The organism is Pseudoneobacillus rhizosphaerae, assembly GCF_917563885.1.
GTDB classification, from domain to species: domain Bacteria; phylum Bacillota; class Bacilli; order Bacillales; family Cytobacillaceae; genus Pseudoneobacillus; species Pseudoneobacillus rhizosphaerae.
Map to the genome: position 1 here is coordinate 37,596 of NZ_CAKJTG010000026.1, position 25,030 is coordinate 62,625.

At 37.3% G+C, this 25,030-nt stretch carries 26 protein-coding genes and 1 rRNA gene; 17 read left to right on the top strand and 10 right to left on the bottom strand.

Annotation, left to right across the window (positions count from 1 at the left end):
* Positions 1-20 precede the first annotated feature (20 nt).
* Together LRP83_RS18585 and LRP83_RS18590 are read right to left on the bottom strand one after the other, a co-directional pair.
* Entirely contained in the window at positions 21-146 is a 126-nt protein-coding gene (locus LRP83_RS18585) for a YfhE family protein (protein WP_230498205.1), read from the bottom strand.
* Between the two features lie 95 nt (positions 147-241).
* Positions 242-1,150 (bottom strand): TIGR01777 family oxidoreductase, encoded by a 909-nt coding sequence (locus tag LRP83_RS18590; RefSeq protein WP_230498206.1) that lies wholly within the window; start codon positions 1,148-1,150, stop codon positions 242-244.
* Between the two features lie 72 nt (positions 1,151-1,222).
* On the opposite strand from LRP83_RS18590, the gene recX reads away from it, so the two are divergent.
* The gene (recX, locus tag LRP83_RS18595; protein WP_230498207.1) at positions 1,223-2,020 is read left to right on the top strand and encodes a recombination regulator RecX; all 798 of its coding nucleotides are present in this window, start codon (positions 1,223-1,225) and stop codon (positions 2,018-2,020) included.
* Positions 2,021-2,033: 13 nt separating this feature from the next.
* Here the strand turns inward: recX and LRP83_RS18600 are convergent, their stop codons facing one another.
* Entirely contained in the window at positions 2,034-2,708 is a 675-nt protein-coding gene (locus LRP83_RS18600) for an SDR family NAD(P)-dependent oxidoreductase (protein WP_230498208.1), read from the bottom strand.
* Positions 2,709-2,970: 262 nt separating this feature from the next.
* Between LRP83_RS18600 and LRP83_RS18605 the strand changes: the two genes are divergently transcribed.
* On the top strand, positions 2,971-3,300 hold the full coding sequence (locus LRP83_RS18605) for a YfhH family protein (RefSeq protein WP_230498209.1): 330 nt from the start codon (positions 2,971-2,973) through the stop codon (positions 3,298-3,300).
* A 37-nt stretch (positions 3,301-3,337) separates the two neighbouring features.
* On the opposite strand, the gene LRP83_RS18610 is transcribed toward LRP83_RS18605, so the two are convergent.
* Positions 3,338-3,517, bottom strand: coding sequence for a small, acid-soluble spore protein K (locus LRP83_RS18610; RefSeq protein ID WP_230498210.1), 180 nt, complete (start codon positions 3,515-3,517; stop codon positions 3,338-3,340).
* A 126-nt stretch (positions 3,518-3,643) separates the two neighbouring features.
* Between LRP83_RS18610 and LRP83_RS18615 the strand changes: the two genes are divergently transcribed.
* The gene (locus tag LRP83_RS18615) at positions 3,644-3,919 is read left to right on the top strand and encodes a YfhJ family protein (protein WP_435531372.1); all 276 of its coding nucleotides are present in this window, start codon (positions 3,644-3,646) and stop codon (positions 3,917-3,919) included.
* Between the two features lie 49 nt (positions 3,920-3,968).
* Here LRP83_RS18615 and LRP83_RS18620 read toward each other — a convergent pair whose 3' ends face one another.
* Positions 3,969-4,949, bottom strand: a complete 981-nt coding sequence (locus LRP83_RS18620; RefSeq protein ID WP_230498212.1) for a metal-dependent hydrolase — start codon at positions 4,947-4,949, stop codon at positions 3,969-3,971.
* A 91-nt stretch (positions 4,950-5,040) separates the two neighbouring features.
* Here LRP83_RS18620 and LRP83_RS18625 point away from each other — a divergent pair, with 91 nt between their 5' ends.
* Both LRP83_RS18625 and mutY read left to right on the top strand, forming a co-directional pair.
* The gene (locus tag LRP83_RS18625) at positions 5,041-5,334 is read left to right on the top strand and encodes a hypothetical protein (protein WP_230498213.1); all 294 of its coding nucleotides are present in this window, start codon (positions 5,041-5,043) and stop codon (positions 5,332-5,334) included.
* Between the two features lie 214 nt (positions 5,335-5,548).
* Complete coding sequence (gene mutY / locus LRP83_RS18630) at positions 5,549-6,664, top strand: A/G-specific adenine glycosylase (protein WP_230498214.1); 1,116 nt, start codon at positions 5,549-5,551, stop codon at positions 6,662-6,664.
* Between the two features lie 20 nt (positions 6,665-6,684).
* Here mutY and yfhS read toward each other — a convergent pair whose 3' ends face one another.
* Positions 6,685-6,909 (bottom strand): mother cell protein YfhS, encoded by a 225-nt coding sequence (gene yfhS / locus LRP83_RS18635; protein ID WP_230498215.1) that lies wholly within the window; start codon positions 6,907-6,909, stop codon positions 6,685-6,687.
* A 132-nt stretch (positions 6,910-7,041) separates the two neighbouring features.
* Between yfhS and fabL the strand changes: the two genes are divergently transcribed.
* From fabL to LRP83_RS18660, 5 genes are all read left to right on the top strand, one after another.
* Positions 7,042-7,791, top strand: a complete 750-nt coding sequence (fabL, locus tag LRP83_RS18640) for an enoyl-[acyl-carrier-protein] reductase FabL (protein ID WP_230498216.1) — start codon at positions 7,042-7,044, stop codon at positions 7,789-7,791.
* An 87-nt stretch (positions 7,792-7,878) separates the two neighbouring features.
* Positions 7,879-8,169 carry a gamma-type small acid-soluble spore protein gene (locus LRP83_RS18645; RefSeq protein ID WP_230498217.1) on the top strand — a complete coding sequence of 97 codons (291 nt, stop codon included), beginning with the start codon at positions 7,879-7,881 and terminating at the stop codon, positions 8,167-8,169.
* 411 nt (positions 8,170-8,580) lie between these two features.
* On the top strand, positions 8,581-8,838 hold the full coding sequence (locus tag LRP83_RS18650) for a YgaB family protein (protein WP_230498218.1): 258 nt from the start codon (positions 8,581-8,583) through the stop codon (positions 8,836-8,838).
* Positions 8,839-9,169: 331 nt separating this feature from the next.
* Positions 9,170-9,700 (top strand): nucleoside tri-diphosphate phosphatase, encoded by a 531-nt coding sequence (gene ntdP / locus LRP83_RS18655; RefSeq protein WP_230498219.1) that lies wholly within the window; start codon positions 9,170-9,172, stop codon positions 9,698-9,700.
* A 61-nt stretch (positions 9,701-9,761) separates the two neighbouring features.
* Positions 9,762-11,510, top strand: a complete 1,749-nt coding sequence (locus LRP83_RS18660; protein WP_230498220.1) for an ABC transporter ATP-binding protein — start codon at positions 9,762-9,764, stop codon at positions 11,508-11,510.
* Positions 11,511-11,559: 49 nt separating this feature from the next.
* On the opposite strand, the gene LRP83_RS18665 is transcribed toward LRP83_RS18660, so the two are convergent.
* The 3 genes from LRP83_RS18665 to LRP83_RS18675 all read right to left on the bottom strand — a co-directional run bounded on the left by LRP83_RS18665 (position 11,560) and on the right by LRP83_RS18675 (position 18,847).
* Positions 11,560-12,639 (bottom strand): FUSC family protein, encoded by a 1,080-nt coding sequence (locus LRP83_RS18665; protein ID WP_230498221.1) that lies wholly within the window; start codon positions 12,637-12,639, stop codon positions 11,560-11,562.
* A gap of 167 nt (positions 12,640-12,806) precedes the next feature.
* Complete coding sequence (locus tag LRP83_RS18670) at positions 12,807-17,261, bottom strand: glutamate synthase-related protein (protein WP_230498222.1); 4,455 nt, start codon at positions 17,259-17,261, stop codon at positions 12,807-12,809.
* Positions 17,262-17,551: 290 nt separating this feature from the next.
* Positions 17,552-18,847 carry a glutamate-1-semialdehyde 2,1-aminomutase gene (locus LRP83_RS18675; RefSeq protein WP_230498223.1) on the bottom strand — a complete coding sequence of 432 codons (1,296 nt, stop codon included), beginning with the start codon at positions 18,845-18,847 and terminating at the stop codon, positions 17,552-17,554.
* A gap of 167 nt (positions 18,848-19,014) precedes the next feature.
* Here LRP83_RS18675 and LRP83_RS18680 point away from each other — a divergent pair, with 167 nt between their 5' ends.
* From LRP83_RS18680 to perR, 5 genes are all read left to right on the top strand, one after another.
* On the top strand, positions 19,015-20,289 hold the full coding sequence (locus tag LRP83_RS18680) for an Ig-like domain-containing protein (RefSeq protein ID WP_230498224.1): 1,275 nt from the start codon (positions 19,015-19,017) through the stop codon (positions 20,287-20,289).
* Between the two features lie 598 nt (positions 20,290-20,887).
* On the top strand, positions 20,888-21,286 hold the full coding sequence (locus tag LRP83_RS18685) for an ion channel (RefSeq protein WP_230498225.1): 399 nt from the start codon (positions 20,888-20,890) through the stop codon (positions 21,284-21,286).
* A gap of 56 nt (positions 21,287-21,342) precedes the next feature.
* The gene (gene bcp, locus LRP83_RS18690) at positions 21,343-21,816 is read left to right on the top strand and encodes a thioredoxin-dependent thiol peroxidase (protein ID WP_230498226.1); all 474 of its coding nucleotides are present in this window, start codon (positions 21,343-21,345) and stop codon (positions 21,814-21,816) included.
* A gap of 299 nt (positions 21,817-22,115) precedes the next feature.
* Positions 22,116-22,670, top strand: coding sequence for a cob(I)yrinic acid a,c-diamide adenosyltransferase (locus LRP83_RS18695; RefSeq protein ID WP_230498227.1), 555 nt, complete (start codon positions 22,116-22,118; stop codon positions 22,668-22,670).
* A 110-nt stretch (positions 22,671-22,780) separates the two neighbouring features.
* Positions 22,781-23,215 carry a peroxide-responsive transcriptional repressor PerR gene (gene perR / locus LRP83_RS18700; RefSeq protein ID WP_290369581.1) on the top strand — a complete coding sequence of 145 codons (435 nt, stop codon included), beginning with the start codon at positions 22,781-22,783 and terminating at the stop codon, positions 23,213-23,215.
* Between the two features lie 25 nt (positions 23,216-23,240).
* Here the strand turns inward: perR and LRP83_RS18705 are convergent, their stop codons facing one another.
* Positions 23,241-23,585, bottom strand: a complete 345-nt coding sequence (locus tag LRP83_RS18705) for a YgzB family protein (RefSeq protein ID WP_230498229.1) — start codon at positions 23,583-23,585, stop codon at positions 23,241-23,243.
* A gap of 213 nt (positions 23,586-23,798) precedes the next feature.
* On the opposite strand from LRP83_RS18705, the gene LRP83_RS18710 reads away from it, so the two are divergent.
* A complete protein-coding gene (locus LRP83_RS18710) occupies positions 23,799-24,677 on the top strand; it encodes a nucleotidyltransferase-like protein (RefSeq protein ID WP_230498230.1) in 879 nt (292 codons plus the stop codon).
* Positions 24,678-24,958: 281 nt separating this feature from the next.
* Positions 24,959-25,030, top strand: a 16S ribosomal RNA gene (locus tag LRP83_RS18715); the annotation flags it as partial.

The following is a 25,030-nucleotide window of genomic DNA, read 5'->3' on the forward strand; positions in this document are numbered from 1 at the left end:
GAGATTTTCGCATATGTGCTTTATCTCATGCTGTTGCTTTTGTATCCCCCAGCACGGTCAGCTTTTTGGAACTCACGAGAATATGTAACTGCTTGCATACTAGTTAAATTACTTTTTACCTTTTCTTTTCTGTTGTTTTTAGTCATGTGTTATCAACCTTTCCTTTCGTTTCTTTTTTTAGTAGGGAACCTTTTCTCTGGATGCCTTCCTATTTTTGCCCTAAACGAAAGGGGATAAACGGTTATTTTTGAAAAATATCTTTTAAAGCAGAATCTAAGGTCGGGAAGTGAAACTTATAGTCATGATCAAGTAATTTTTTTGGCAAAACCTTTTGTCCTTCTAACATCAGCAAACTCATTTCACCTAATAGAATCTTTAAAGCAATTTCTGGAGTTGGAACCCAATGAGGTCGATTCAATACCTTTGCAAGTGCCTTTCCAAACTCATCCATAGTAACAGGATTTGGTGAAATGAAATTAACAGGACCTTTATACAATTCATTTTGAATCAAAAAAGAAATCGCCTGAATCACATCTTCAATATGAATCCAGGAAACCCATTGATTCCCCTTACCTAATTTTCCACCTGCAAATAATCGATAAGGTAGTGCCATTTTCGGTAAAGCCCCTTCATTTTTAGCTAGAATGATACCGAAACGAGCTAACACAGTTCGTACACCAATCGTTTCAGCCTTCTTTGCAAGGTCTTCCCATTGTTTAACCGTTTCCGCTAAAAAATCAGAACCGACACTGTTGCTTTCCTCTGTAAAAGTTTCTGAAGTAGACGTCCCGTAATAGCCGATAGCGCTGGCATTAATAAGAACTTGAGGTTTTTCCTTCAGGTTTTCCATTATATGAAGCAGCTCATTTGTTGCTTTTAATCGGCTCTGTAAAATTCTTTGTTTTCTTTTTTCATCCCATCGGCCACTATTAATGGATTCTCCAGCTAAATTAATAAATACATGAACTCCTTCAAGCAATGGGGCTGGATGGCTATCCGCATTTAGCCACTCTATATAGGTTAATTTCAATTGAGGGGATGTTGGTTTTGGGTGACGTGTTAGGATCACAACATCATCTCCGTTTTTTAGAAAAAAATCACTAAGTGCTTGACCGACAAAGCCAGAACCTCCAGCAATGACAATTTTCAAAAAAATCACTCCTTTTAGCAATTTTATACCATTTAAGCTCACATATGCTAAATTTAAGATGAGGTGAAAAAAATGGTTCATATTACGAAAATTACAACACAAAAAAAACCTGGTCGGTTTAACATTTTTGTGAATGATGGTAATGGTGAAAAGTATGCCTTTAGCGTCGATGAAGATGTATTAATTAAATACGAAATGAAAAAAGGGATGGAATTAGATGAGTTTACTCAAATTGAGATTCTCTACCAAGACACCGTCCGAAAAGCCTTTGGAACAGCGATTCAATATTTAGCAATTAGAATGCGTTCAGAAAAGGAAGTTAAGGACTATTTAAAACAAAAGGATATCGAAGAATCAGTCATTCAAGAGGTCATCCATCGGCTTTATGGCTTGAAATACTTAAATGATGAAGAATTTGCTCTTGCTTTTATGAGAACGCAAATCAATACAACGGACAAAGGACCGAATGTCATTAAGCTAGAATTAATGGAAAAAGGAATTAGTGAATCGATTATAAAATCAGTCCAAACTGAATTCACCTATGATCTCCAATTGTCAAAAGTGATTCAACTATGTCAAAAGGCACAAAAGAAACAGCGGAAAGATTCTACCTATATTTTTGAGCAAAAGTTAAAACAGGCTCTCTCGCGGAAAGGTTATTCTTTTTCAATTATTGATGAAGCTATGGTGGAACTGAAGGATTCATTATTAAACGAGGATATAGAGCTTGAAGCTATTAAAAAACAAGGGGAAAAGGCAGTTAGAAAATATGGAAATGATAGTTATAAAATAAAACAATTTCTTTATGGTAAAGGGTTTGGAATGGACCAAATTGATGACTATTTAAATAGCTTGGATCACGAGGAGTGACCCAAGCTTATTTTTATTTTCGATTCTCGATTATGATCGATTCCTCATTTAATTGGGACATGATAATTTCAGCAACCTCTTTGGGAGAACGTAATCTAGAAGGATCTTTAATATGATCACTATTTTCCCAAAAAGGAGTATCCATTCCTCCCATATAAACAGGGGTGAATTTGATATTTGTATTTTCGTATTCCTTTTGTAGGCTCTCCGTGAAGCCTCTGACAGCAAATTTACTCGCTACATAAGCGGCTTCATTCACTTTTCCACGTAATCCAGCAGTAGAAATAATATTCATAACAAATCCTGAATTTTGTTGTTCGAGTATAGGTAAAATAGCTTTTGTAACATAAATGGTTCCTAGGAAATTAGTTTCAGTCATCTCAACGATTTCGTTTTCATCCATTTTTACGAATGGTCCAAAGTAGCCAACACCAGCATTGTTAATAACCCCCTGTAAAGAGTAATCTTCACTAAGCTCATTGATTTTTGCTGAAATTTCATGATATGAACGAATGTCTGCTTGAATGACATCAGCGTTTCCGCCAAGCTGCTCAATTTCCATCTTTACCCTTTGGAGTTTATCCTTTGACCTTCCAACTAATAGAATATGTAAATTATTTTGCGAAAATAATAACGCAAGCTCTCTTCCTAATCCAGAACCGGCACCTGTAATTAATAATGCTTTCATTGTGCATTCTCCTTTCGTGTTGTCGATATTTTTATTATACTAAAAGAAAGCCTTATTTTTGCATAGATTGTTTTTCGAATATGATATGAATCCCGTGCAAATATGGGTTTCGTGCTCTTTTCCTTACTCAAAAGGTTCATACACTTAAAAAATGAGACTAAAACCGTAAAAATCCAAATTCCGATTTTTACTTTGATTCAAATAGCACCAAGATATGAAAAGAGCCTTAAAGAAACTGATTTGACATAAAGGGGAATGCAAAATGCAACAACAAGAAAAGAGATATAGTCAAATGTCCACTTTTGAGCTGCAGCAAGAAATTTCTCAGTTAAATGAAAAGGCAAGAAAAGCGGAGCAAATGGGAATGGTTAGTGAATTTGCTGTATTAGAACGAAAAGCAATCATGGCCAAGTCTTATTTAATTGATCCTAGCACGATAAAAGAAAATGAACTATATGAGATTGAAGGCGCTCCAGGATCTTATTTTAAAGTCCAATATTTAAATGGTGTTTTTGCCTGGGGCTTTCGTGTTGGTGGCAATACAGATGAAGAGGCACTTCCAATTTCGATGCTAAAGGATTTGAAAAAATAAGGCCCTCTTAAAGAGAGCCTTCTTAAAAATAAAATTCTTAAGGTCTGAATAATTCAGGAGTATCCTCTGAGCGAGTACTAGAAGCCCGCATTCTCTCTTGAGGATGGGTGTTAATGGTACCATCAGCCCGTTTCGAAGCGTATTCGGCCTTAGCTCGTGGCTCGCCTTCAAGCTTATTATTGCTTTGATTTGGGAAGTTTGTTTCTTTATTTCGCATGCGAAAACCCTCCTAAATTAGGTTCAACCATGAGTAACAAAGGATAGAACCAATGCTGCTCATGTGTGTTTATTATCTGTTAACTAGTGCAAAGCTATGAAAAGGAAAGATTGGAAATGGAGTTGAATGATAATGTTGTTGTATCAAGATGCGTTAACACAATTATTGCTTGAGAAGAATGACCGTCTAACGGAGCTGCAAGCTAGAACTTGTGTGGAACTGCTTTGGGAGGACTTTGAGTCAACCTATGCGAAAGCTGGGAGGGAATACAAAGGTCCTGAAATGGCGGAACGAGTGGTTCGACAATGGATTGAGAACTATGGTGAAAACCTCCATGATTTTATTGCCAATAATCCAAAATATAAGCATTTATTAGGGGATAGTGATCCATTACTGCATTAAAAAAGATAAGGTTTGGCCTTCAAAATCGGCCAAGCCTTATCTAGTTGTACTAATTCGATAAAATATCCAACTTCTTCCTCAACTTTGCTTCACTAAAAATCCAACCAGTATAAGAATTGATAATGCTGTAATTTAAATCAAGCTGAACGACTGCTACGAATGGGTAATGTCCATTGCTCCGATAACGTAGGTCAATAAAACGAACCTCATAATGTTCATCATATTCATCTAGCTCCCACCGATATATAGGTGAAAAGGAAAGGAATGCAGAAATATTCTTATCTTTTTTTGCCGCCTCAATGACTTCATTTTCTGGAATTGGTACTCGTTCAAATTCATCTAAAATATTCACATTAAATTTACTTGAACGACCTACAAAAAATCTGCTTTCACTAATAACGGCAATCCTCCACTCATGGAATTTCATAGTTGGCGCAATAATTATTTGCGTTGCATTAGGAATCATTTCTTTTACTCTACAACGTATTTTTCTCTGAACCTGAAATCGAATGATGTAATAGGAAAAAATAATCGCATAAATGCCTATAAACGTATACCCTGGATGGGCTCCAAAAGCCCACATTAATAATCCCACGACATGAATCGAGAAAATAAAAGGATCAAACGTGTTAATAACCCCTAATGCGACCCATTTCGACGAAAAAGGACGTAGTGCCTGTGTGCCATAGGCATTGAATATGTCGACAAATACATGCAGGAATACAGCGATAAATGTCCAAATCCATAAGTGGAGCAAATTTGCTTCAGGAAAGAGTGGATAAAGAATAGCAATAATCCCGATTGGCCAAAGCAGAACGGCCGGGATGGAATGGGTAACCCCTCGGTGATTCCGAATATAAATGGCGTTATTTCTTAATTTTAATACAGTATCAATATCAGGTGCCTGTGAGCCAACTAACGTTCCAATGACAACAGAAGTTGCCGTTATCGAATGATTTGCAACAACAGGATCTAAAGTGGCTAAACCACCTAATGCGAGACCCATCACTACGTGAGTACCTGTATCCAAAAGGAAAGTACCTCCTTTTAAGAGAATATTTTCAATGCATTCAAGCTTGTCAATCGTCATCAATATGGTTTAGTCTAAGGAGATGAAGCGAATGAATACACAAATTCAAATGGTCATTCAATATGAGGTAAATGAAGACTTTCACCACCAATATAAAGAAGCGATTCACCACATCATTTCAAATTTACATGCGTTTGAAGCACACCAAATTCAGCTTAATGAATCGCAAAATAAAGTGATTGAAACATTCCAAGTACCTACGGAATCACATTATTATGCCCTGAAAAAGTTACGTAAATCCAAAAATCATTCGTTATTTGGCTGTTTAGATCCTTTTATTAAAGGTGGTTTACAACAAATAAGTTGCTATGGATTAAAATTTTAATATGGCTCTTTTCGTACCCCTTCTTGCAATAACTTCTAAATAATAAACAATATCAAAAAACAGAAAACAAATCTTCAAACAATGACGAAAAGATGCCCCGAAGCCTAAATTCATACGGGTATAAAATTGGTTCGAAAAACGACAAACTTTGAGAAAACAGATTTTATATTATCTTCCCAGATTACTGGACTTTTAACACCATGGAGGAACAAAAGTGCAAAAAAATTCAGTGGAATGCTTAGAAATAATTGATATAAACAACTTTCAAGCCGACTTGATTGGCTGGTTTACAAATGAAAAAAGGGATTTGCCTTGGCGAAAAGAGCGGGACCCTTATCGTATTTGGGTATCAGAAATTATGCTTCAGCAAACGCGAGTGGATACGGTTATTCCTTACTATAATAATTTCATGGAGCAATTCCCGACTCTAGATGATTTTGCAACTGCTGATGAAGAAAAGATTTTAAAGGCATGGGAAGGTCTAGGATATTATTCACGCGTGCGTAACCTACAAAGTGCTTGCAAGGAAGTCCAAGAAAAATATGAAGGTGTTGTTCCGAACACTCCGAAGGAAATATCAAGCCTTAAAGGAATTGGTCCATATACAGCAGGGGCCGTATTGAGCATTGCTTATGGGGTTCCGGAACCAGCTGTTGACGGGAATGTAATGAGGGTATTATCGAGAATCCTATCGATTTGGGAGGATATCGCAAAGCCCTCCACTCGTAAAATATTTGAAGAGGCTGTTAGAAAACTTATATCCCACGAGAATCCGTCCTATTTTAATCAAGCCTTAATGGAATTAGGGGCGCTCATTTGTACTCCTACATCACCATCCTGTTTGTTATGCCCTGTTAGAGAACATTGTAACGCCTTTGAAACAGGGACACAAAAGGAATTGCCTGTGAAAACGAAAAAGACCAAGGTGAAGGATGTCCACCTTACTGCAGGTATTTTGACTGATGTGAAAGGGCGAATACTCATTCGTAAACGGCCAGAGAGCGGTCTACTAGCTAACCTCTGGGAATTTCCGAACTTTGAATATGTAACCGATCTTAAAAACGGACAAGGGGATTTTCTAAATCAATTAATGAATGAATATGAAGTGGAGGCTATCGTGAATGAGAGTCTCGGCTCGATTGAACACGTATTTTCACATTTAAAATGGTATATCCAAATTTATTCAGGGAAAATCCTTTCCGAAGTGAAAGAAACTCCTCGTTTGAAACTAGTTTCCCTTGATGAGATGGAATCCTATGCATTCCCTGTATCTCATCAAAAAATGCTTCAGCAATTTTTAGAGTTCAAGAAAGATGGGCTTACTCTTTAGGAGAGTAGCCCATTTAATATTTAATCAAAAGTAACCTCTGTTCCATGAGTATAATCGGCTTCGTTACGTTTCAATCCACCACGGCGTTCGATTTCCTTAATAATTTCACGATGAATGGTTTGGCCTTCGACATTTAAGTAAGGAACCATTTGCTGTAATGAACGATGGAAAAAGGCAAGCTCTTCATGCTGCCAATCTGTTTTTGACATCATCGATAATTCCGTCATATCGCGTCCTACATACATACTCAACTACCTCCAATGATAAAAAGTTCACTGTTTAATTTAATCTCACTCCTACCTATTTTCCTTTCAACAATTGTCATCTATACATGGAAAAGCTAAAATGAAGAGAAAGTGATAGAAAGGAATGTAGATATGACACAAAAAGTAGCGCTTATTACAGGAAGTAGTAGAGGAATTGGAAAAGCAACGGCCATCCGTCTTGCTAAGCAAGGTTATGACATAGTTATCAATTATGCACGTAGTCGATCAGCTGCCCAAGAAGTAGCAAACGAAATTGAAGCTTTAGGAAGAAAAGTACTTATTGTTAAGGCTAATGTTGGAGATGTTGAAAAAATTAAGCAAATGTTTAACCAAATTGATGAAGCCTTTGGAAGACTTGATATTTTTGTGAGCAATGCTGCCTCTGGGGTTTTGCGCCCTGCAATGGAATTAGAAGAATCACATTGGGATTGGACAATGAATATTAACAGTAAAGCGTTATTATTCTGTGCCCAAGAAGCGGCCAAGCTGATGGAAAGAAACGGTGGAGGGAAAATTGTAAGCATTAGTTCACTAGGATCAATTCGCTATTTGAAAAACTACACGACAGTAGGTGTATCAAAAGCGGCATTAGAAGCACTAACACGTTATTTAGCGGTTGAATTAGCTCCTAAAAACATCATCGTAAACGCCATTTCAGGGGGAGCTGTGGATACTGAGGCTTTAGTTCACTTTCCAAATCGGGATGAATTATTGTCAGAAGCAAAAGAAAGGACACCTGCTGGAAGAATGGTGGAAATCGAGGATATGGTAAATACGGTCATGTTCCTTTTATCAGATGAAGCAAGCATGATTCGAGGTCAAACCATTATAGTTGACGGTGGAATATCACTACTTGTATAAGTCGTCCAAGCTAAAAAAAATTTTAATTTAAACTAGGATAACCTTCTCGACGATTGGTTAAATTAATCTTCGTGGAGGTGATATCAAATGGCAAATTTCAACAACCAACAACCAAACAAAACACAAGCAGGCACTAATATTCAAGAAGTAAGACAACAAAATGCACAAGCTGGTGCTGGTGCTGGAGCTGCAGGCGCATTCGGAACTGAATTCGCTAGCGAAACAAATGCAGCTGAAGTAAGACAACAAAACCAACAATCACAAGCAAACGCTGGCCAAGGGAACCAAGGTCAGTTTGGAACTGAGTTTGCAAGTGAAACAAATGCTGCTGAAGTGAGACGCCAAAACCAACAGTCTCAACAAGGACGCAACCAATAATATTCAATGAAAGAAGTACCCTACATTCGTGAGGGTGCTTTCTTTTTGTGGTTTTTTGGAAGTAGGTCTAAAGGTTGTTTATGAAGAACACTTCGAGGGTTTCCTAGAGCTGTAATGTCCTTAAGAGGGCTAATGAAGGACACTTCAAGGGTTTCAGAGGGCTAGAATGTCCTTCATCGGCCTTATGAAGGACAGTTTGATGGTTTTACAAATACTCGATTGTCTTTAATAGAACTTCATTAGAATCGAAATGCCCACAGACATTATTTTTAAAAATAAACTCTAAAATAACATCATAATATAAAATTCAATTCGACAAAACCTCCCTTCACTCTACACAACTAGTCAAAGGAGTCACTTTGAATTTCACGAATACATATAGTAACCAAAAAATATAGGCGGTGGCATACTATGAACCAATTTAACCATTTAGTATCGGAGCAAATGAAAACTATGGAGAAATTATTATTCCTACAAGCAGAATTAGAACGCTGCCAAGAAATTGAGGAGGAGCTAAGAGTCCTTCAGCAAGAAACAGAATTGGACACGGTGCTGTTTGAAATTAATCGCATGAAAGAAGAATTAAAGGAAATTCAACAAATATTTGAAGATCAAACTGAAGAAGTTATTCGCTCTTATCAAAGCATGGATGAAACGGTTTATTCGTAAAATATAAAAAATTTTTAGCAATTTTGAAGAGTCATTGAAATTTCAATGGCTCTTTTGTTTTAAATTCTTCGTACAACCGTTATAATAATAAGAAAAAAGAATCGTACTTTGTTGCCTTATGTCGTTTTTACCAAAGAGTAAAGTTGTCTAGCTGCAGCGCCTAGCCCCTCGAGGGAAAAAATAAACCCCTTTTTTCCTCGGTCATAAGCCAATTTCTGAATGAAGGCAAAAAACGCCTTCCTTCAGAGCTTGTCTTATGCTTGTCGGGGCTGAGCAAGGCGCTTTTAGCTTTTCGAGGTGCAAAGGTTCGGATGAAAGTAGGGGAAATGTAATGGGCGTTCCCACTGAAGGTGAACCAATACAAATTCATAGCTATAAGCATAATGGGTACATCCATCGCATTTGGGACGAGACCACTGTATTAAAGGGGTCTGAAACTCTTATCATAGGCGGGAATGACCGTACTCTCGTGACAGAATCAGATGGAAGAACGTGGATTACAAGAGAGCCAGCGATAGCTTACTTCCACACCCAATACTGGTTTAATATTATCGGGATGATTCGTGAAGATGGTGTATATTACTACTGTAATATAAGTTCTCCTTTTATTTATGATGGGGAAGCATTGAAATACATCGATTATGATTTAGATATAAAGGTGTATCCAGATATGACTTTTCATCTTCTAGATGAGGATGAGTATGAACGTCATCGACGTGAAATGAAATACCCAGAAGTGATTGACCAAATTTTAAAACAGAATGTTGAAAAATTAATTAAATGGATTAAACAACGGAAAGGTCCATTTGCACCGGATTTTATTGATATCTGGTATGACAAGTATTTGAATCTAAAACGTTAAATCCAAACCTGCCTGTTCGTTTACTAAGGCAGGTTTCTTAAGTGTGTAAGGAGTTGAGAGGTTGGGCAGTATACGTAGATATCTTCAATTTGTTAAGCCATATCGGCTTCAAATCATCGGGACGATTATTATTGGAATTTTAAAGTTTTCCATTCCATTAATGATTCCCCTTTTAATCAAATATGTCATTGACGATGTGGTTGGTAGCACAGAGCTTTCAAAAGCAGAAAAGACTGATCAATTATTATTTGTCATGATCATTATGTTAGTCGTCTTTGTTATTATTCGTCCACCTATTGAATATTACCGTCAATACTATGCACAGTGGACAGCAAGCAAAATCCTATATGATATCCGTGATCAGCTGTATACACATATACAGAAATTAAGCTTTAAATATTATTCAAACACGAGATCAGGGGAAATCATCTCAAGGGTAATAAATGACGTTGAGCAAACTAAGACCTTTGTTGTTTCGGGTTTAATGAACCTGTGGTTGGATATGGCGACGATTTTGATTGCGATAGGTATCATGTTTACGATGAATGTAAAATTGACATTCGTTTCACTCATACTATTTCCGCTGTATGCGTTATCGGTTAAATATTTCTTCGGTAACTTAAGAAAATTAACAAAGTCGCGCTCACAAGCATTAGCAGAGGTTCAGAGCTATTTGCATGAACGGGTACAAGGGATGCAAGTAGTCAAAAGCTTTGCAATCGAGGAACACGAACAAAAACAGTTTTCGAAACAAAATACAAATTTTTTGGAAAAAGCCATTGCTCAAACACGTTGGAATGCGAAATCCTTTTCTGCTGTTAATACGATAACGGATATCGCCCCCCTTATTGTTATTGGCTTTTCTGCCTATCAGGTTATCGATGGTCAATTAACAATTGGGACGATGATCGCTTTTATCGCTTATATTGATAGGCTTTATAACCCATTGAGAAGATTGGTTAACTCGTCAACAACCTTGACCCAATCGATCGCTTCTATGGATCGTGTTTTCGAATTAATTGATGTGAAATATGATATCGAAGACGCACCACATGCCGTTCTATGCGAAAACGTTCAAGGAAATATAAGTTTTAATAATGTCTCATTTTCTTACAATGAAAATGAAGAATATGTCCTGAAAAACATTAATCTTGAGGTGAAAAAGGGAGAAACCATTGCCCTTGTAGGAATGAGTGGTGGTGGAAAGTCATCGCTTGTTAGCTTAATACCGAGATTTTATGATGTGACAGCTGGGGAAATTTTATTAGATGGTACCGATATTAGAAACTTCAATGTTCGTAGCTTGCGCGACAAAATCGGTATGGTATTCCAAGACAATATTTTGTTTAGCGATTCAGTTAAAGAAAATATTTTACTAGGAAATCCGTCAGCAACCGATGAGGAAGTTATCCAAGCGGCAATCGCAGCCAATGCCCATGAATTTATTATGAATCTTCCTACTGGTTACGATACAAAGGTAGGGGAAAGAGGAGTAAAGCTTTCAGGTGGTCAAAAGCAACGAATTGCAATTGCAAGGGTGTTCTTAAAAAATCCACCATTACTAATTTTGGATGAGGCTACATCTGCGCTTGATTTAGAAAGCGAGCACCTTATCCAAGAATCGTTTGAGACGTTAGCCAAAGATAGGACAACCTTTATTGTTGCCCACAGGTTGTCTACGATAACACATGCGGACCGAATTGTTTTAATCGAACATGGAGAAATCACTGAAATCGGAAATCACGAACAGTTGATGGAAAAGCAAGGTGGTTACTATCGATTATTCCAGGTCCAACAAATCGAACAATAATAAAAAAAACAAACTCAAAGGAAATCTTGAGTTTGTTTTTTTTGATATTTTATTCAAGAGTATTTTCCTCAATCTTCACTTCATTATCTTCTTTATGATAGGATTGAAAACTGTTTATTAACCTTTCCAGATGCTCTACCTGTTCTCCGTAATCCATAATCGCTGCGATAACCTGCATCGCATGATAAAGGACCATTTCTTCTTCCTCCGAGCAGGCTTGCTTTTGAGAGAAAAACAAATGAAACAATCCTTTATTATCTAAAGCAACATCGGTAAATTCAGACGATTGAACCTTTGTTTTTCCAATAAATCTTAAAAGGAGCTGTTCATGATGGTTAATAATAAAATCAAGCTGCTCATGAACCGTATGTCTAAATTCTTCAGGCATATGAAGGAGCTCATTTTCATAACGGTTTAATTTTCTTAACGTTTCTAAAGCTCTCTTTGTAGAAGTAATCATCTGACGATAAATGACAAGCTTCCTAGACTTCACTAAATCATTTTTCTTAAAATAATTGCGTTCTTCCTTAAAAAATAGGTAAACCTGGTCGAGCTTTACTAGGATATCTTTCAATCGCTCAATTTCGTTTTTAACGTGATTCTTCTCTGAAGCATGCCTTGAAGTCACTCTGATCCATTTGAAAATCTCCTCTGTCAAATAGGTGATTTTATTATATAGTGTATTCTCATACTTAGGTGGAAGAAACACCAGGTTAATGATAAAGGCGGAAAAAACTCCAATCATAATCGTTGAAAAGCGAATTATGGCAAAGCTAATAAAATCTTCCCCAGGTGCTTCCATTATCGCAATTAGAGTAACTAACGATAAGGCAATCGTATTTTCAAGCTTAAGCTTTATATTGATCGTGATAACGATAATGGCTGCTAATCCGACAATAATAAAATTATTGCCAAGCAACAAAACAAACAAAACAGCAAGTACAGCTCCAATCAGATTTCCTTGAACTTGTTCAAGAATGGATAAATAAGAACGATAAATCGAGGGTTGAACAGCAAATATAGCAGCAATTCCGGCAAACACAGGGGAGGGAGAATCAACAAGTTGGGCAACAAATAAAGAAAGAATAATTGCGATTCCCGTTTTTAATATTCGGGCACCAAGCTTCATTTTAAAAAAATCCTTTCAAATTCAAATAATGATTACGCTAAAATTGTACTATACAGCGTTGTTCTCAAAACTTCAAGGGACAATTAACCATACAAAATGAAAACGCTTGGGGCCTCCAAGCGTTTCTTTATCATTATTTTTTTAGATATAAACAATTTATTTCCCCTTTACTCCGTAGAAACGGACGGATCGGCCTGTTCCTTAACAGGTACTACTTGAACAAAATGCTTATCAAGATTCGTTAACAAGGATCCGAGTTTTGAAGCTTCATCACTTTGACCATTTCCAGCTAACAGCTGAATATACGTATTTAATAACTCTTCGATATCCGTTAAGCCTTTTTCAGAAAGCTGCGTCACAGAAACCTTTGCTCCTTTAGCAATACGCTTCTTTAACACATCAAGGGTCAATCCCATTTCCGTTTGCTGTCGCAAATACACAACGCCACCGGTCATTCCTGCACAAATCCACGGACCTGGATCACCAAGCACCAGTCCTCTACCATTCGTCATATATTCGAAAGCGAAGCCTTTAATATTGGCGCGAGTAGCAACATTTCCCTTTTCTTCAGCAGGAATAGGGGATACCACCTCACCACCAATAATAATATCTGCTCCAGATAAACGAATACCTGCCCGTGCATCCGCGTTACCTTGAGCAACTAATAGCCCTTTTTGAGCTCCATAGCCAAACCCTTTCCCAACAGAGCCATTATAGAATTTCCCATCTTTCCCTTTTGATTTTAAAATAACAATGCTGCCACCAAATGACGTTTTGCCGATACCGTCCTGCGCACCGCCGTGAACCTCAAGAGTGATCCCGCTACTGTTATACGCTCCTAAACCGTTACCAGGTATAGACCCCTTTTTATAACGCAAATGAACTGAAGGGAGACTGCGATAGGTTCCATCAAGTCGACCTCTTACACGATGACAGGATACTCTACTACCGAGAACTCTTTGCTCAGAAGTAACGGTATAAAAGTCTCTTGAGTAATGTAAATCCTCGACGTTTTGATCCAAATATTCTGCTCCAACTGCGGTTTGCATTGCGGCAGCTGCTTGACCTGTATTAGCTTTTAAAGGATTTAGTTGCCCGATTTCAAGTGTCTTTAACAAATAGTTAAGATTTAGCTGGTTATGTCCTTTAACCTGCTCTAATAAATCAGAACGACCAACGAACGATTGTAAATTTTGGATACCAAGAGATCCAGCTAATTTTCGTAATTCATCGCCAAATGCCGAGTACAAATTCATAATCCCTTGAACCGCTAATTCAAGATTTCGGGGGACAAATTTTCGTAATCCATGCTCTTTTGCTTGAAGCTCTGTTTCAATCTGGGTTGCGATTCCAACGTGACAAGTATCTAGATGGCATCCTTTACAAGTCGTACACCCGATTGAAATCATGGAAAGGGTACCGAATCCAACTCGGTTTGCGCCAAGAAGCATTACCTTTAAGACATCCACAGCACTTTTCAAACCACCATCAGCCCAAATTTCTACCTGGTGACGTAATCCGTTTTCAAGAAGTGCATTATGAGCGGCTTTTACACCAATTTCAACGGGTAAACCTACATGTTGAAGGGCATGTATTCTTGCTGCTCCCGTACCGCCGTCAAATCCACTTACCGTAATAATATCTGCCCCTGCTTTCGCAATACCGACAGCAATCGTCCCAATATTAGGTACAATTGGAACCTTCACGGCCACTCTTGCTTGATCATTGGCAGTTTTTATCTCATGAATCATTTGTGCCAGATCTTCAATGGAATAAATGTCATGATTATTAGAAGGGGAGATCAGGTCAGAACCGATCGTCGCATTTCTTGCTTCAGCAATTTTGGCTGTCACTTTAGAGCCAGGGAGATGTCCGCCTTCTCCAGGTTTTGCCCCTTGACCAATTTTTATTTCAATGAGATTAGAAGAGTTTAATAGTTCGGCATTTACGCCAAAACGACCCGAGGCAACTTGTTGACCTCTTGTTTTGGGGTATTTACCGAGCATATCCTTAATTTCTCCGCCTTCACCGTTCATACTAACCATATTAAGTCGGTCCGCCCCTTCTGCATAGGCACGGAAGGCAACCTCATTTTGTGAACCGAAGGACATGGAAGCAATAACAAACGGTAAATCATGCGAGCCAACTTTAATATCTACTAAATCTGCTGAAATGGCTTCTTCCGTCTTTTTAAATTCAGTTAAATGACGAATCGTTGTTGGATTTTCTTGCTCCTGTTCGGTAATTTTCTCACGGTAGGAAGAATAGTCTCCTGTTTTTGCCACCTCACCAATTGCTTTCCAAATTCGTGGGAAGATGTGAAAGGACTTTCCGATTCTCGCCCCGTCATCATGGTAATCTTGAGCTCTATCTCGAGCATCCTTTTCCATTTCAGAAAAATTAAAACCGAGATGGCTAGTTCCAAAGAAATTGACAATATCTAAAGCGTCTGAAACCTCATCAGCTAATCCAATCGCTGAAAATAAACGACCGTAGCCACGAAGTTCATGGATACCTAGAGTCGAAATAACCTTTTCCATCCCTTTAGATAAGGAGGAAAAGAGATTCGTTAGTGAGTCAGTTCCATTTTCCATGACGGTCATAAACATATAATAAGGACTTATCAAATCAGCCCCACATCCGATAGCTAAAACGAGGTCGTGTAGGGAACGAATCGCAGCTGACCGCAATAGAAGGGAGCAATCACGTCTCAAGTATTCTTTTCGTAACGCTTGATCGACTGTTGATACAACAAGGTGAGGGTCTATCCAATAGTGATTGTGATGGGCCTCTGCGTCATCTAGCACAATCAATGATTTCCCAGCCTTAACACTGGCTATTGCTTCAGCGCCAATGCGAGAAAGTGCCTCTTCGATTTTTTCATTTTCTCGGAAGGTTGTAGATAAATAGGCAACAAGCTTTTGCCCTTGAAAATCATTTAATAGCTGATCAAAACTAGGTTGCTTTAATAGATGTGAGCACTCATAACCAAGCTTTCCTTCAATTAATATCGGACCAGTTAACTCGACAACAGTTTCTACGTTTTTCGGCTCTGTTAGAGTTGGTCTTTTCCCAATAACAACTCGAGTTGAAAAATGTTCCGTTTCACGATCTCGGTCAATCGCTGGATTGGTCACAACTGCTACACTTTCTTTAATAAAATCAGCTACATTTTTTCTTTCTAGATTTAAGGCAGCCAAAGGCGAGTCGTGTCCTAGGGAACGAATCGGTTCAGCGCCTTTTTCAGCCATTTGCTCGACTTGCTGGACATGTTCTCTTTCCCAACCAAAGGCTTTATATTGGCCATTTTGAATCGTATCGGGATAATTCATTGTAATTATTTTTTCATAGATTGGTGTTTGTAATCGCTGATGAGAGTTTTCAAGATTTACACGAAGCTTCATTCGCTCATAAACTTCCTGTTGTAAAGCAGGTTGGTCATATACCTTTAATTTATCCCCATCCCATTTAAAGCCTACTTTTTCTCCAGGAGCTAATGGCTTAGGTTCCCCTACGTATTCACTGGAAGGGATGATGCCTGGTTCCGATGAGAACAAATATGATTCTACTGTTTCTAACATCCATAATGGACGCAATCCTAAAGCGTCGACACTAAAGACCGCTTCATCTCGGTACCTCGAAATAATCCCGGCTGGACCTTGAGCGAAATGTCCCCATGCCTCTCGAACATAGGTGTACAAGTCTTGAAGATGTTGAGGATAAGTTTTAATTTCATTCATAATCGGTGGGAACATGACATCCATCGCTTCAAATAAGCTATATCCATCACGTGAAAGAAGGGTATCAATCGTACGACTTAAATCTTGAGAATCGCTTCCACCCTCTACAAGTGGAACCTGAATTTTCAAAGCTTCTTCTCTTAACTTCTGAATCGTATTAATTTCACCATTATGTCCAAGAATACTGAAAGGCTGAACGCGGAAAAAACTAGATAACGTATTAGTTGAATAGCGGTTATGACCTAAAGTCATCGTTGAGGCAATATCTGGATCGGCAAGATCTTTATAATACTTTGGTAGAATATCACCAGCACCAAGTACTTTATAAACCACAAAATCTTGGCTTAATGAGGCGACATGGACGGAACTATTTTGTTCGAGCTGAATGGTAATTTCAAAAAGTAATTTTGATAATTTTTTATTTGCCAAAGGGGCTAGACAGGCGATTTGTAAAAATAATGGGTTTTCTTGAAGAGCAATTGGGCCAAGGGCGTCGAGGTTAATCTCATTAAAGGATTGGTAAACTATTTCTAATTGATTTTTTTGAAGTATTTGGATGACATGATCAAGCGTTTTAGAATCATCGTCATTTCGTTTGAAAAATAAATGACCGACGACAAAGTTTTCTTGTTGAACGATTTTTGAATTGGAGAGTTTTTTCTTCCACAGGTCTCTAGGAATATCAATATGGATTCCGACACCGTCGCCTTCTTGATTAATGAACCCAGCTCGGTGATTCATAGTAACAAGGGCATCAATACAATGAAAAATGTTCTCTCTTGTTGGGATTTTTGACTTTTCTAGACAAGCAACAATGCCACATGCATCATGCTCGTGATGATAAAAATCTTTAAATATTGCAGGACTCCATTCTCTATTCATATTGATCGGCGTAACGATCTGTTAAGCCGGTTCACCTCCTATAAATGAATGGTGGCATCAAAATCAAGATGCTCTAAAAAGCTCTTTTGTTTTGTCACCACCGTGTTGTTAAAGTATGAATTTTCAAATAATAGTTTCATATTATCATAATAATTTTATAATTTCAAATAATTATGCAGAATATTGAATAAAAGACGCATGCCGAATCTTGTAAATTTGTAAGCGTTTTCAATAAAATTGTAAGAAAAACACTAGTACAAAAAGTACTAGCGTTGTATAAAAAATGTATATTAATTTGTCATTAATGCTTCAAATGCTTGTCGTACTGCATGTAGAGTGGCGTCGATATCTTCTTCTGTATGCGCGATGGTGACAAACCAAGCTTCATATTTAGATGGAGCTAAGTTTATACCTTGATGTAACATGAGCTTGAAGAACTTAGCAAACATTTCGCCATCTGTATTTTCAGCCTGTTCATAATTGACAACCGTTTCAGTTGTGAAATAAACGGTCAAAGCCCCTTTTAATCGATTAATCGTAATAGGCACATTAAATTCCTTCGCCGCACTTAAAATGCCATCTTCTAAAAGAGCTCCTAATTGGTCTAGATACTCATACACACCTTCTTGCTGCAGAACCTCTAAACAAGCAATCCCTGAAAGAATCGAAGCAGGGTTACCAGCCATTGTTCCAGCTTGATAGGCGGGACCTAATGGTGCAACCTTTTCCATTATCTCTTTTCTGCCACCGTATGCTCCGATTGGCAGTCCACCGCCAATTATTTTTCCAAGTACAGTTAAGTCTGGCTTTACACCTAATAAATCCTGTGCGCCACCATACATGAAACGGAACGCAGTGATGACCTCATCATAGATGACTAAAGCACCTGCTGCATGTGCAAGGTCATTTACTTGTTGTAAGAAACCAGGCTTCGGTTCAACGATTCCGAAGTTACCAACAATCGGTTCAACAAGAACACCCGCGATTTGATCGCCCCATTTTTCTAGTGCTTCCTTAAACGGCTCGATATCATTAAATGGTACGGTAATCACTTCTTGGGCGATGCTTTTTGGAACTCCTGCCGAATCTGGTATACCGAGAGTTGAAGGACCTGAACCAGCAGCAACAAGTACTAAATCAGAATGACCATGGTAACAGCCTGCAAACTTAACGATTTTATCTCGGCCGGTATAAGCACGAGCTACTCGAATCGTTGTCATAACAGCTTCCGTTCCGGAATTGACAAAACGGACTTTTTCCATGGAAGGAATAGCTTCTTTTAGCATCTTTGCAAATTTCACTTCATGTGGAGTTGGTGTGCCGTAAAGAACACCTGATTCTGCAGCTTTTTGAATTGCTTTTGTAATATGTGGATGGGCATGGCCAGTAATAATCGGTCCGTAAGCGGCTAAATAATCTATGTATTGGTTCCCATCAACATCCCAAAAGTAAGCGCCATGAGCTCGTTCCATCACCACTGGAGCTCCTCCGCCAACTGCCTTGTAAGATCGAGAGGGACTATTCACACCTCCGACGATATGTTGTAGAGCTTCTTCATGAATTCTTTCTGATTGGCTAAATTGCATAAGCCATCCTCCTAAAATAGACTTTTTCACTTAATAATAGTTTAAATAATTATTTCAATTTATTTTAGCATGATTAAGTTTTAATTTGCCCTTTTATAATTTTGCAAAAATAACAAACAATAATAGAGGTTATTAAAAACAATTAAAGTAGAATTTAGGAGGAAAAGATGTTAAAACAATTAACACTCGGTGTACTAGTACTATTCCTCTCCATACCACTTATAGGTCATGCCGAAGAAACAAAAACAATTTCGGATTATATTCTAGATGTTTCGTTACCTAGCACCTTTACAAACGAAATAATAGGAGAAATAAACACGAAGGTACCATTATCCAATATTAGTGTTTTATATAAAAATAGGGATTCCAACACCTTTTTTAATATTGGTAGTGATGTACATGAACATTTACAAACAAGTCATCCGATTAATAATGATGCAACCTTTATGGCGCCTGGCGATTGGATACCAATTGAAATATCGTTTATGGAAGGGGAGGAATATGTCACACTACCTGTCGATTCAGCTAACAATTCGATTCTTCCAGCAATATTGAAGGAAGGAGATATAAAACCTCCTAAGATTTTAAAAATAACGAATTCAAAGAAGATAGCCTACGAGGGGCAACCTGTTACCATTGAAGTTCAAACAGCAGAAAATGCAAACGTTCAATTCGTCAATTTATTTACGATGGACAATCGAAACATCGCATTTACAAAGGTAAGTGACCATATATGGAAAACAGTTGTGTATAGAGAAGTTAGTAATGTATTCATAACAGATATTTATGGGAGAAACTCTAATTACTATGACCCTAAATTAGCCAATACAAATTGGGCATATGGATATAACGAAGAATATGATTTTCCAAGTCGTTTACCATACCCAAAACCGAGCGTTAACGGGACAATTACGACAACTTCTCGAAAAATAACAGGAAGCTCTGTCCCGGGTGGAAGAGTAATGGTTGGTATTCGAGAAGAAGACAGCTTTAGAGGGATAAGTTCTATTGGGACTAATGGAAAAGGGGAATATACCCTTCCAATCCCGCTGTTAAAAGAAGGGGCAGAAATATGGGTGATAGCGTCTACTGATGCGGAAATGGCTCCAAGCATGGATGAAAGAGACCCAAATCCACCTCCGTATATTGAAAGCGATCCATTGAAATTAATAGTTAGAAATAGTGAGAAGGATATTACGCCTCCAACGAAACCAAGAGTTGTGTCTGTATCATCAAGATTCAAAATAGTAAGTGGTAAAGCGGAACCAGGCTCCAATATTATCGTAAAAGATGGGAATCGAGTGATAGGATCAGGGTTTGTTGAACCTAACGGAAACTTTGTCATCGTGATAACACCGCAAAAGCTCACAAGTAAACTCCAGTTGACATCGCAGGATAGTAACGGTAATGTCAGTCCCGTTTTAAGTGTAAAAATAAAGTGATTCACAAAGCCTCTCTATGCTTGGCTAAACCGTTCCGTTTTGAGGTGCAAATCCTGTAAATGACAATGAAAAAGGCGTGCAATCTGACAACAGATTTGAACGCCTTTTTTATTTAATATAGATTCTTTGGACAACCATAGAATTTAATACTAGCGAACCCTTAAGAACCAAGAGATGAGGGAGTATGCGTGAGGTGATAAATAAGCGGAGAAATTTCCCTTAATTACGAAATAGCACTGAAAATAGCTTAAATAGACGGAAGGATTCCGACTATTTACTCAAAAATCGCCAAAATAGGTCATTATACATTGCTTAATCGGAAAAACTCCGCTTATTTACCCCGAACGATCCCTATTACGCAGTTTAACCGGAAAATCTCCCCTTATATTACTTCCAAATCCTTATATGAAAGGGAAAATGGCATACTTCCATTCGTATGCCATTTTTTGTGTCAATTTCCCGTTTTGTCACGTCAGAACGAAACGGTTTGACTTTGGCTGTGCCCTAAAGAGGAGTTTATTTATACACTTAAACTAGTCTTTTAATGGCCAAGCTGGCATAGAAATGTTAATAAATAACCTATTGTGAGGGACATTCGATGATTTTTATGCTGTTATTCATCGCCATTACGACATGTATAACGATGTCTTTAAAAACACTTTTTAAGCCAAATAAAATTAAAGGTAAAATGTTATCTTTTGAAAATTTTTTAGTACTCGCTGTTGTATATACGATTATCACTCTTGGTTTTGCTCTTATTTATTTGTTATTTGATATACAGGGATATTTAATTGTTAGGGATGGGTTTATCACCGAAGCGGATGGCTTCTGGATGAGGTTAGAATCAAGCTTTTATTTTAGTGCAATGACGCTCTTTTCCGTTGGGTATGGTGATATTTATCCAATGGGGATTGGAAGAATGATTGCTGTTTTTGAGGCGCTAATTGGGTATACCATTCCTGCTGCATTTGTAGCTAAAGCCGTTCTAGATCGTTGATTTAATCTTTAAAGTTGTATAGTCTCTATATATAAGCAATATTGGAGGCGTATGTAATGGAACTACAGATTGGAGAATTAGCACCAGATTTTCAATTAGAGGCAAACAATGGAGAAAGGATAAAACTATCTGACTATCGTGGCAAAATGGTTGTCCTTTATTTTTATCCTAAGGATATGACACAAAGCTGTACGATTCAAGCTTGTGATTTCCGTGATAAACATGAGAGCTTTAAAGAGTTGGATGCTGTTATTTTAGGAGTTAGCCCCGATCCCATAAATCGTCATATAAAATTTGTTGAGAAATATGACTTACCCTTTTTATTATTAGCTGATACGGATTTAGAAGCAGCAAAGGCTTATGGAGTTTGGAATCTTAAAAAAAATTTCGGAAAAGAATATATGGGTATCGTCAGATCAACGTTTATCATTGATAAAAATGGGAAGTTGGTAAAAGAGTGGCGAAATCTTAGAGTGAAGGGACATATAGAGGAAGCACTTCAATACATAAAAGAATCTTCTTTCGAATAGTTTTTCAAATAAATATCAAGCCTATTTTTCTTAGTAAAGGCTATTGTCCATTCCAATAATACAGTTTTGAATATGATTATATTAGGGCATACCTCCTCAGAAAAACGTTGGCAGATCAATTACATGATCTGTCTTTTTTTAGTGTTTTGAATAAAATTTACGATTTTTAACAAATTTTCGGTAGGAATAACCCACTTAGGTGATATCATGTAATAAAAATGAAAAGAGGAAAATCGACATACATATATTTTTAAAAAAGACTATAAATATATATATAAGATATTAAAGGGGATAATAAGATGAAAATATATACAAAAACTGGTGATAAAGGAACGACATCACTTATTTATGGACAACGTGTCGCTAAAAATGATGGGAGAGTAGAAGCCTACGGTTCCTGTGACGAAACGAATTCAATGATTGGGCTTGCGTTAAGTTATTTGAAAAATACTCAATTTGAGGAAAAGTCATCGTTAATCAGTATTTTTAATAAAATTCAAACGACGTTGTTCCATGTAGGAGCTGAATTAGCAACACCTACTGGAAAAGAAGTGAAATGGAAATTAAGAGACGAAGATATAGCTGAATTGGAAAAACAAATTGATGAATGGGATTCAGTTTTGCCTCCATTAACAAACTTTATTCTACCAGGAGGCCATCCTGTGGGAGCGGCGTTACACGTAGCAAGAACCGTTGTTAGAAGAGCTGAACGAAGTGCTGTCACTCTAGGTGATGATGTAAATCCATTAGTTCTTTCTTATCTAAACCGTCTGTCCGATTTCCTATTTGTTGCTGCTCGATTTGTAAATGCAAAACTAGGTGAAGTTGAGACTACGCTACAACCAAATTCTTGAGAAAAGGGATAACCTAATAAGTTAATAATATTGACAAGATTAATATGTACTTAGTACACTATTTATAAAGATTATAAAATAAGAATCTTTTTTGAAAGAGGTGCATGGCGATGACAAATCAGTTGAAAGAAGCATTGGATACTTTAAAAGAGACGGGAGTCAGAATAACTCCACAACGTCATGCCATTTTAGAGTACTTAATCAACTCCATGTCACATCCAACTGCAGATGATATATATAAAGCGCTTGAAGGGAAATTCCCCAACATGAGTGTTGCCACAGTGTATAACAATTTACGGGTTTTTCGCGAAGTAGGCCTTGTAAAGGAATTAACATATGGTGATGCATCAAGTCGTTTTGATTATATTACCTCACAGCATTATCATATAATTTGTGAGGATTGTGGAAAGATTGTTGACTTTCACTATCCTGGGCTTGATGAAGTAGAACATTTGGCTTCACATGTAACAGGTTTCAAAGTAGCACACCATCGAATGGAAATTTACGGTGCGTGTCCAGACTGTTCGGCTAAGACGGCACATTAATAAAAGGATGGCAAAAGCCATCCTTTTATTTTTTTCGATTATAGTTTTCGTCGAATTCTTTTCCTTCTAAACTTTGATCTAATGTAAGAGGCTCGCGGCAATACATACACATATCAACACGACCAAGCATTTTTGTATGCCTTTGACAATTTGGGCAAACGACCTGGATCGTTTTCGTAGAAAGCATCCCAATCCAAAAATAAACCACTGTACTAGCGATAATAAATAAAAGTCCCAAAATCATGAAAATAGTCATGATTAATGGTGAATTTCTGAAAAATATTCCACCATACATGACAATAAAACCGACAAAAATTAAACCTAAGGCAAAGCTTCGAATTTTATTAATTTTACTAGAGTATTTAACCATGAAATCGTCCTCCTAAAGAATTACTATAACATAAGTTGAAATCTATTAAAATTGTGGATATTTAACATCATGTTAAAATTGAAAGAAGGATATTATAGGTTATTGTCGAAAATATATTTCAAGACCAAATTCATAAACGAAAGACCCTTCCTACAAAGGTTATTGTAAACGAGGGGCTTTTTTTACGATATATTTGAGATGGAGGCGTGGAAAATGGAACACATTCTAAGGCCGATTTATCAAGAAAGAGCTAGTCATCCAAGTACACTAGGTGTTTTGATGGTTGAGAAAGGGCTTAAAGCAAATATAAACACCGATACATATGATGTAATCCTGTTAATAATCCAAAAAGATATCGAACAACCCTGGTTCGTAAAACATTACACATATGATGAAAATAAAAAGGCTGCCCTACACATCGTTTCGGAGAGCCAATTAAAGGAATGGATATTACTCGGTTCTAACCGCAAAATATTCGAATGGCTCTTAAATGGGAAAGTTCTATTTGATCGAAATGAATATATGGAAAATCTTAAAACTGAATTAAGAGAATTCCCCTTCTATGGAAGAAAGCTGAAGATGGGATTGGAGTTTGCGAAACTAATCAGAAGATATGTAGACGGAAAGACTTTTTTTGAAAATAATCAATCGTTAGATGCTTTTAACCATGTTGTGCACTCACTACACCACTTAGCCAGGTTGGCAGTAATAGAAAATGGATTTCATCCAGAGGTAACCGTTTGGCAACAGGTCAAACAAATTGAACCAGAAATTTTTAAGCTTTACGAAGAACTTGTTAACAGTCTGGAGTCACTGGATAAACGGTTGGAACTACTCTTCCTTGCGAGCGAATTTATGATTCACTCAAGAACAGTAATTGGTATTTCACATTTAATTGATATACTTTCTACTAAAGAATATTGGTCCTTCCAAGAAATGTTGGAGCATTCAGAATTAGCCCCTTATTCAGTTGATTTAGAAGTACTGTTAGAATATTTAATTGATAAGAACTTTCTCCGAGTAGTTAGTATGGAAACAAAGGGACTTGGTGTTTATCACCGTTACTACAAGGTGAAGGAAAAGTTATTTTAAAAAAATGATAAATACTATTGACCTTTATTAAAATCCTTGTTATATTTATATCCGTCGCTGCGACATGCTTGCTAAAAGTTATCGCGGTTGACGGAAATAACTATAGAAAAGATGTTGACATTAAAAACTCAGCATGCTATATTATGAAAGTCGCTTATCGGCGACAAACGAAATTGTTCTTTGAAAACTAAACAACCAAACAATAACAAATCAAGTGAAAACTTTCTTTTTTAGGAAGTTGGAACTAAGCCAGAGTAAACTTTATGAGCTAATCAAACACTTTATTGGAGAGTTTGATCCTGGCTCAGGACGAACGCTGGCGGCGTGCCTAATACATGCAAGTCGAGCGAATC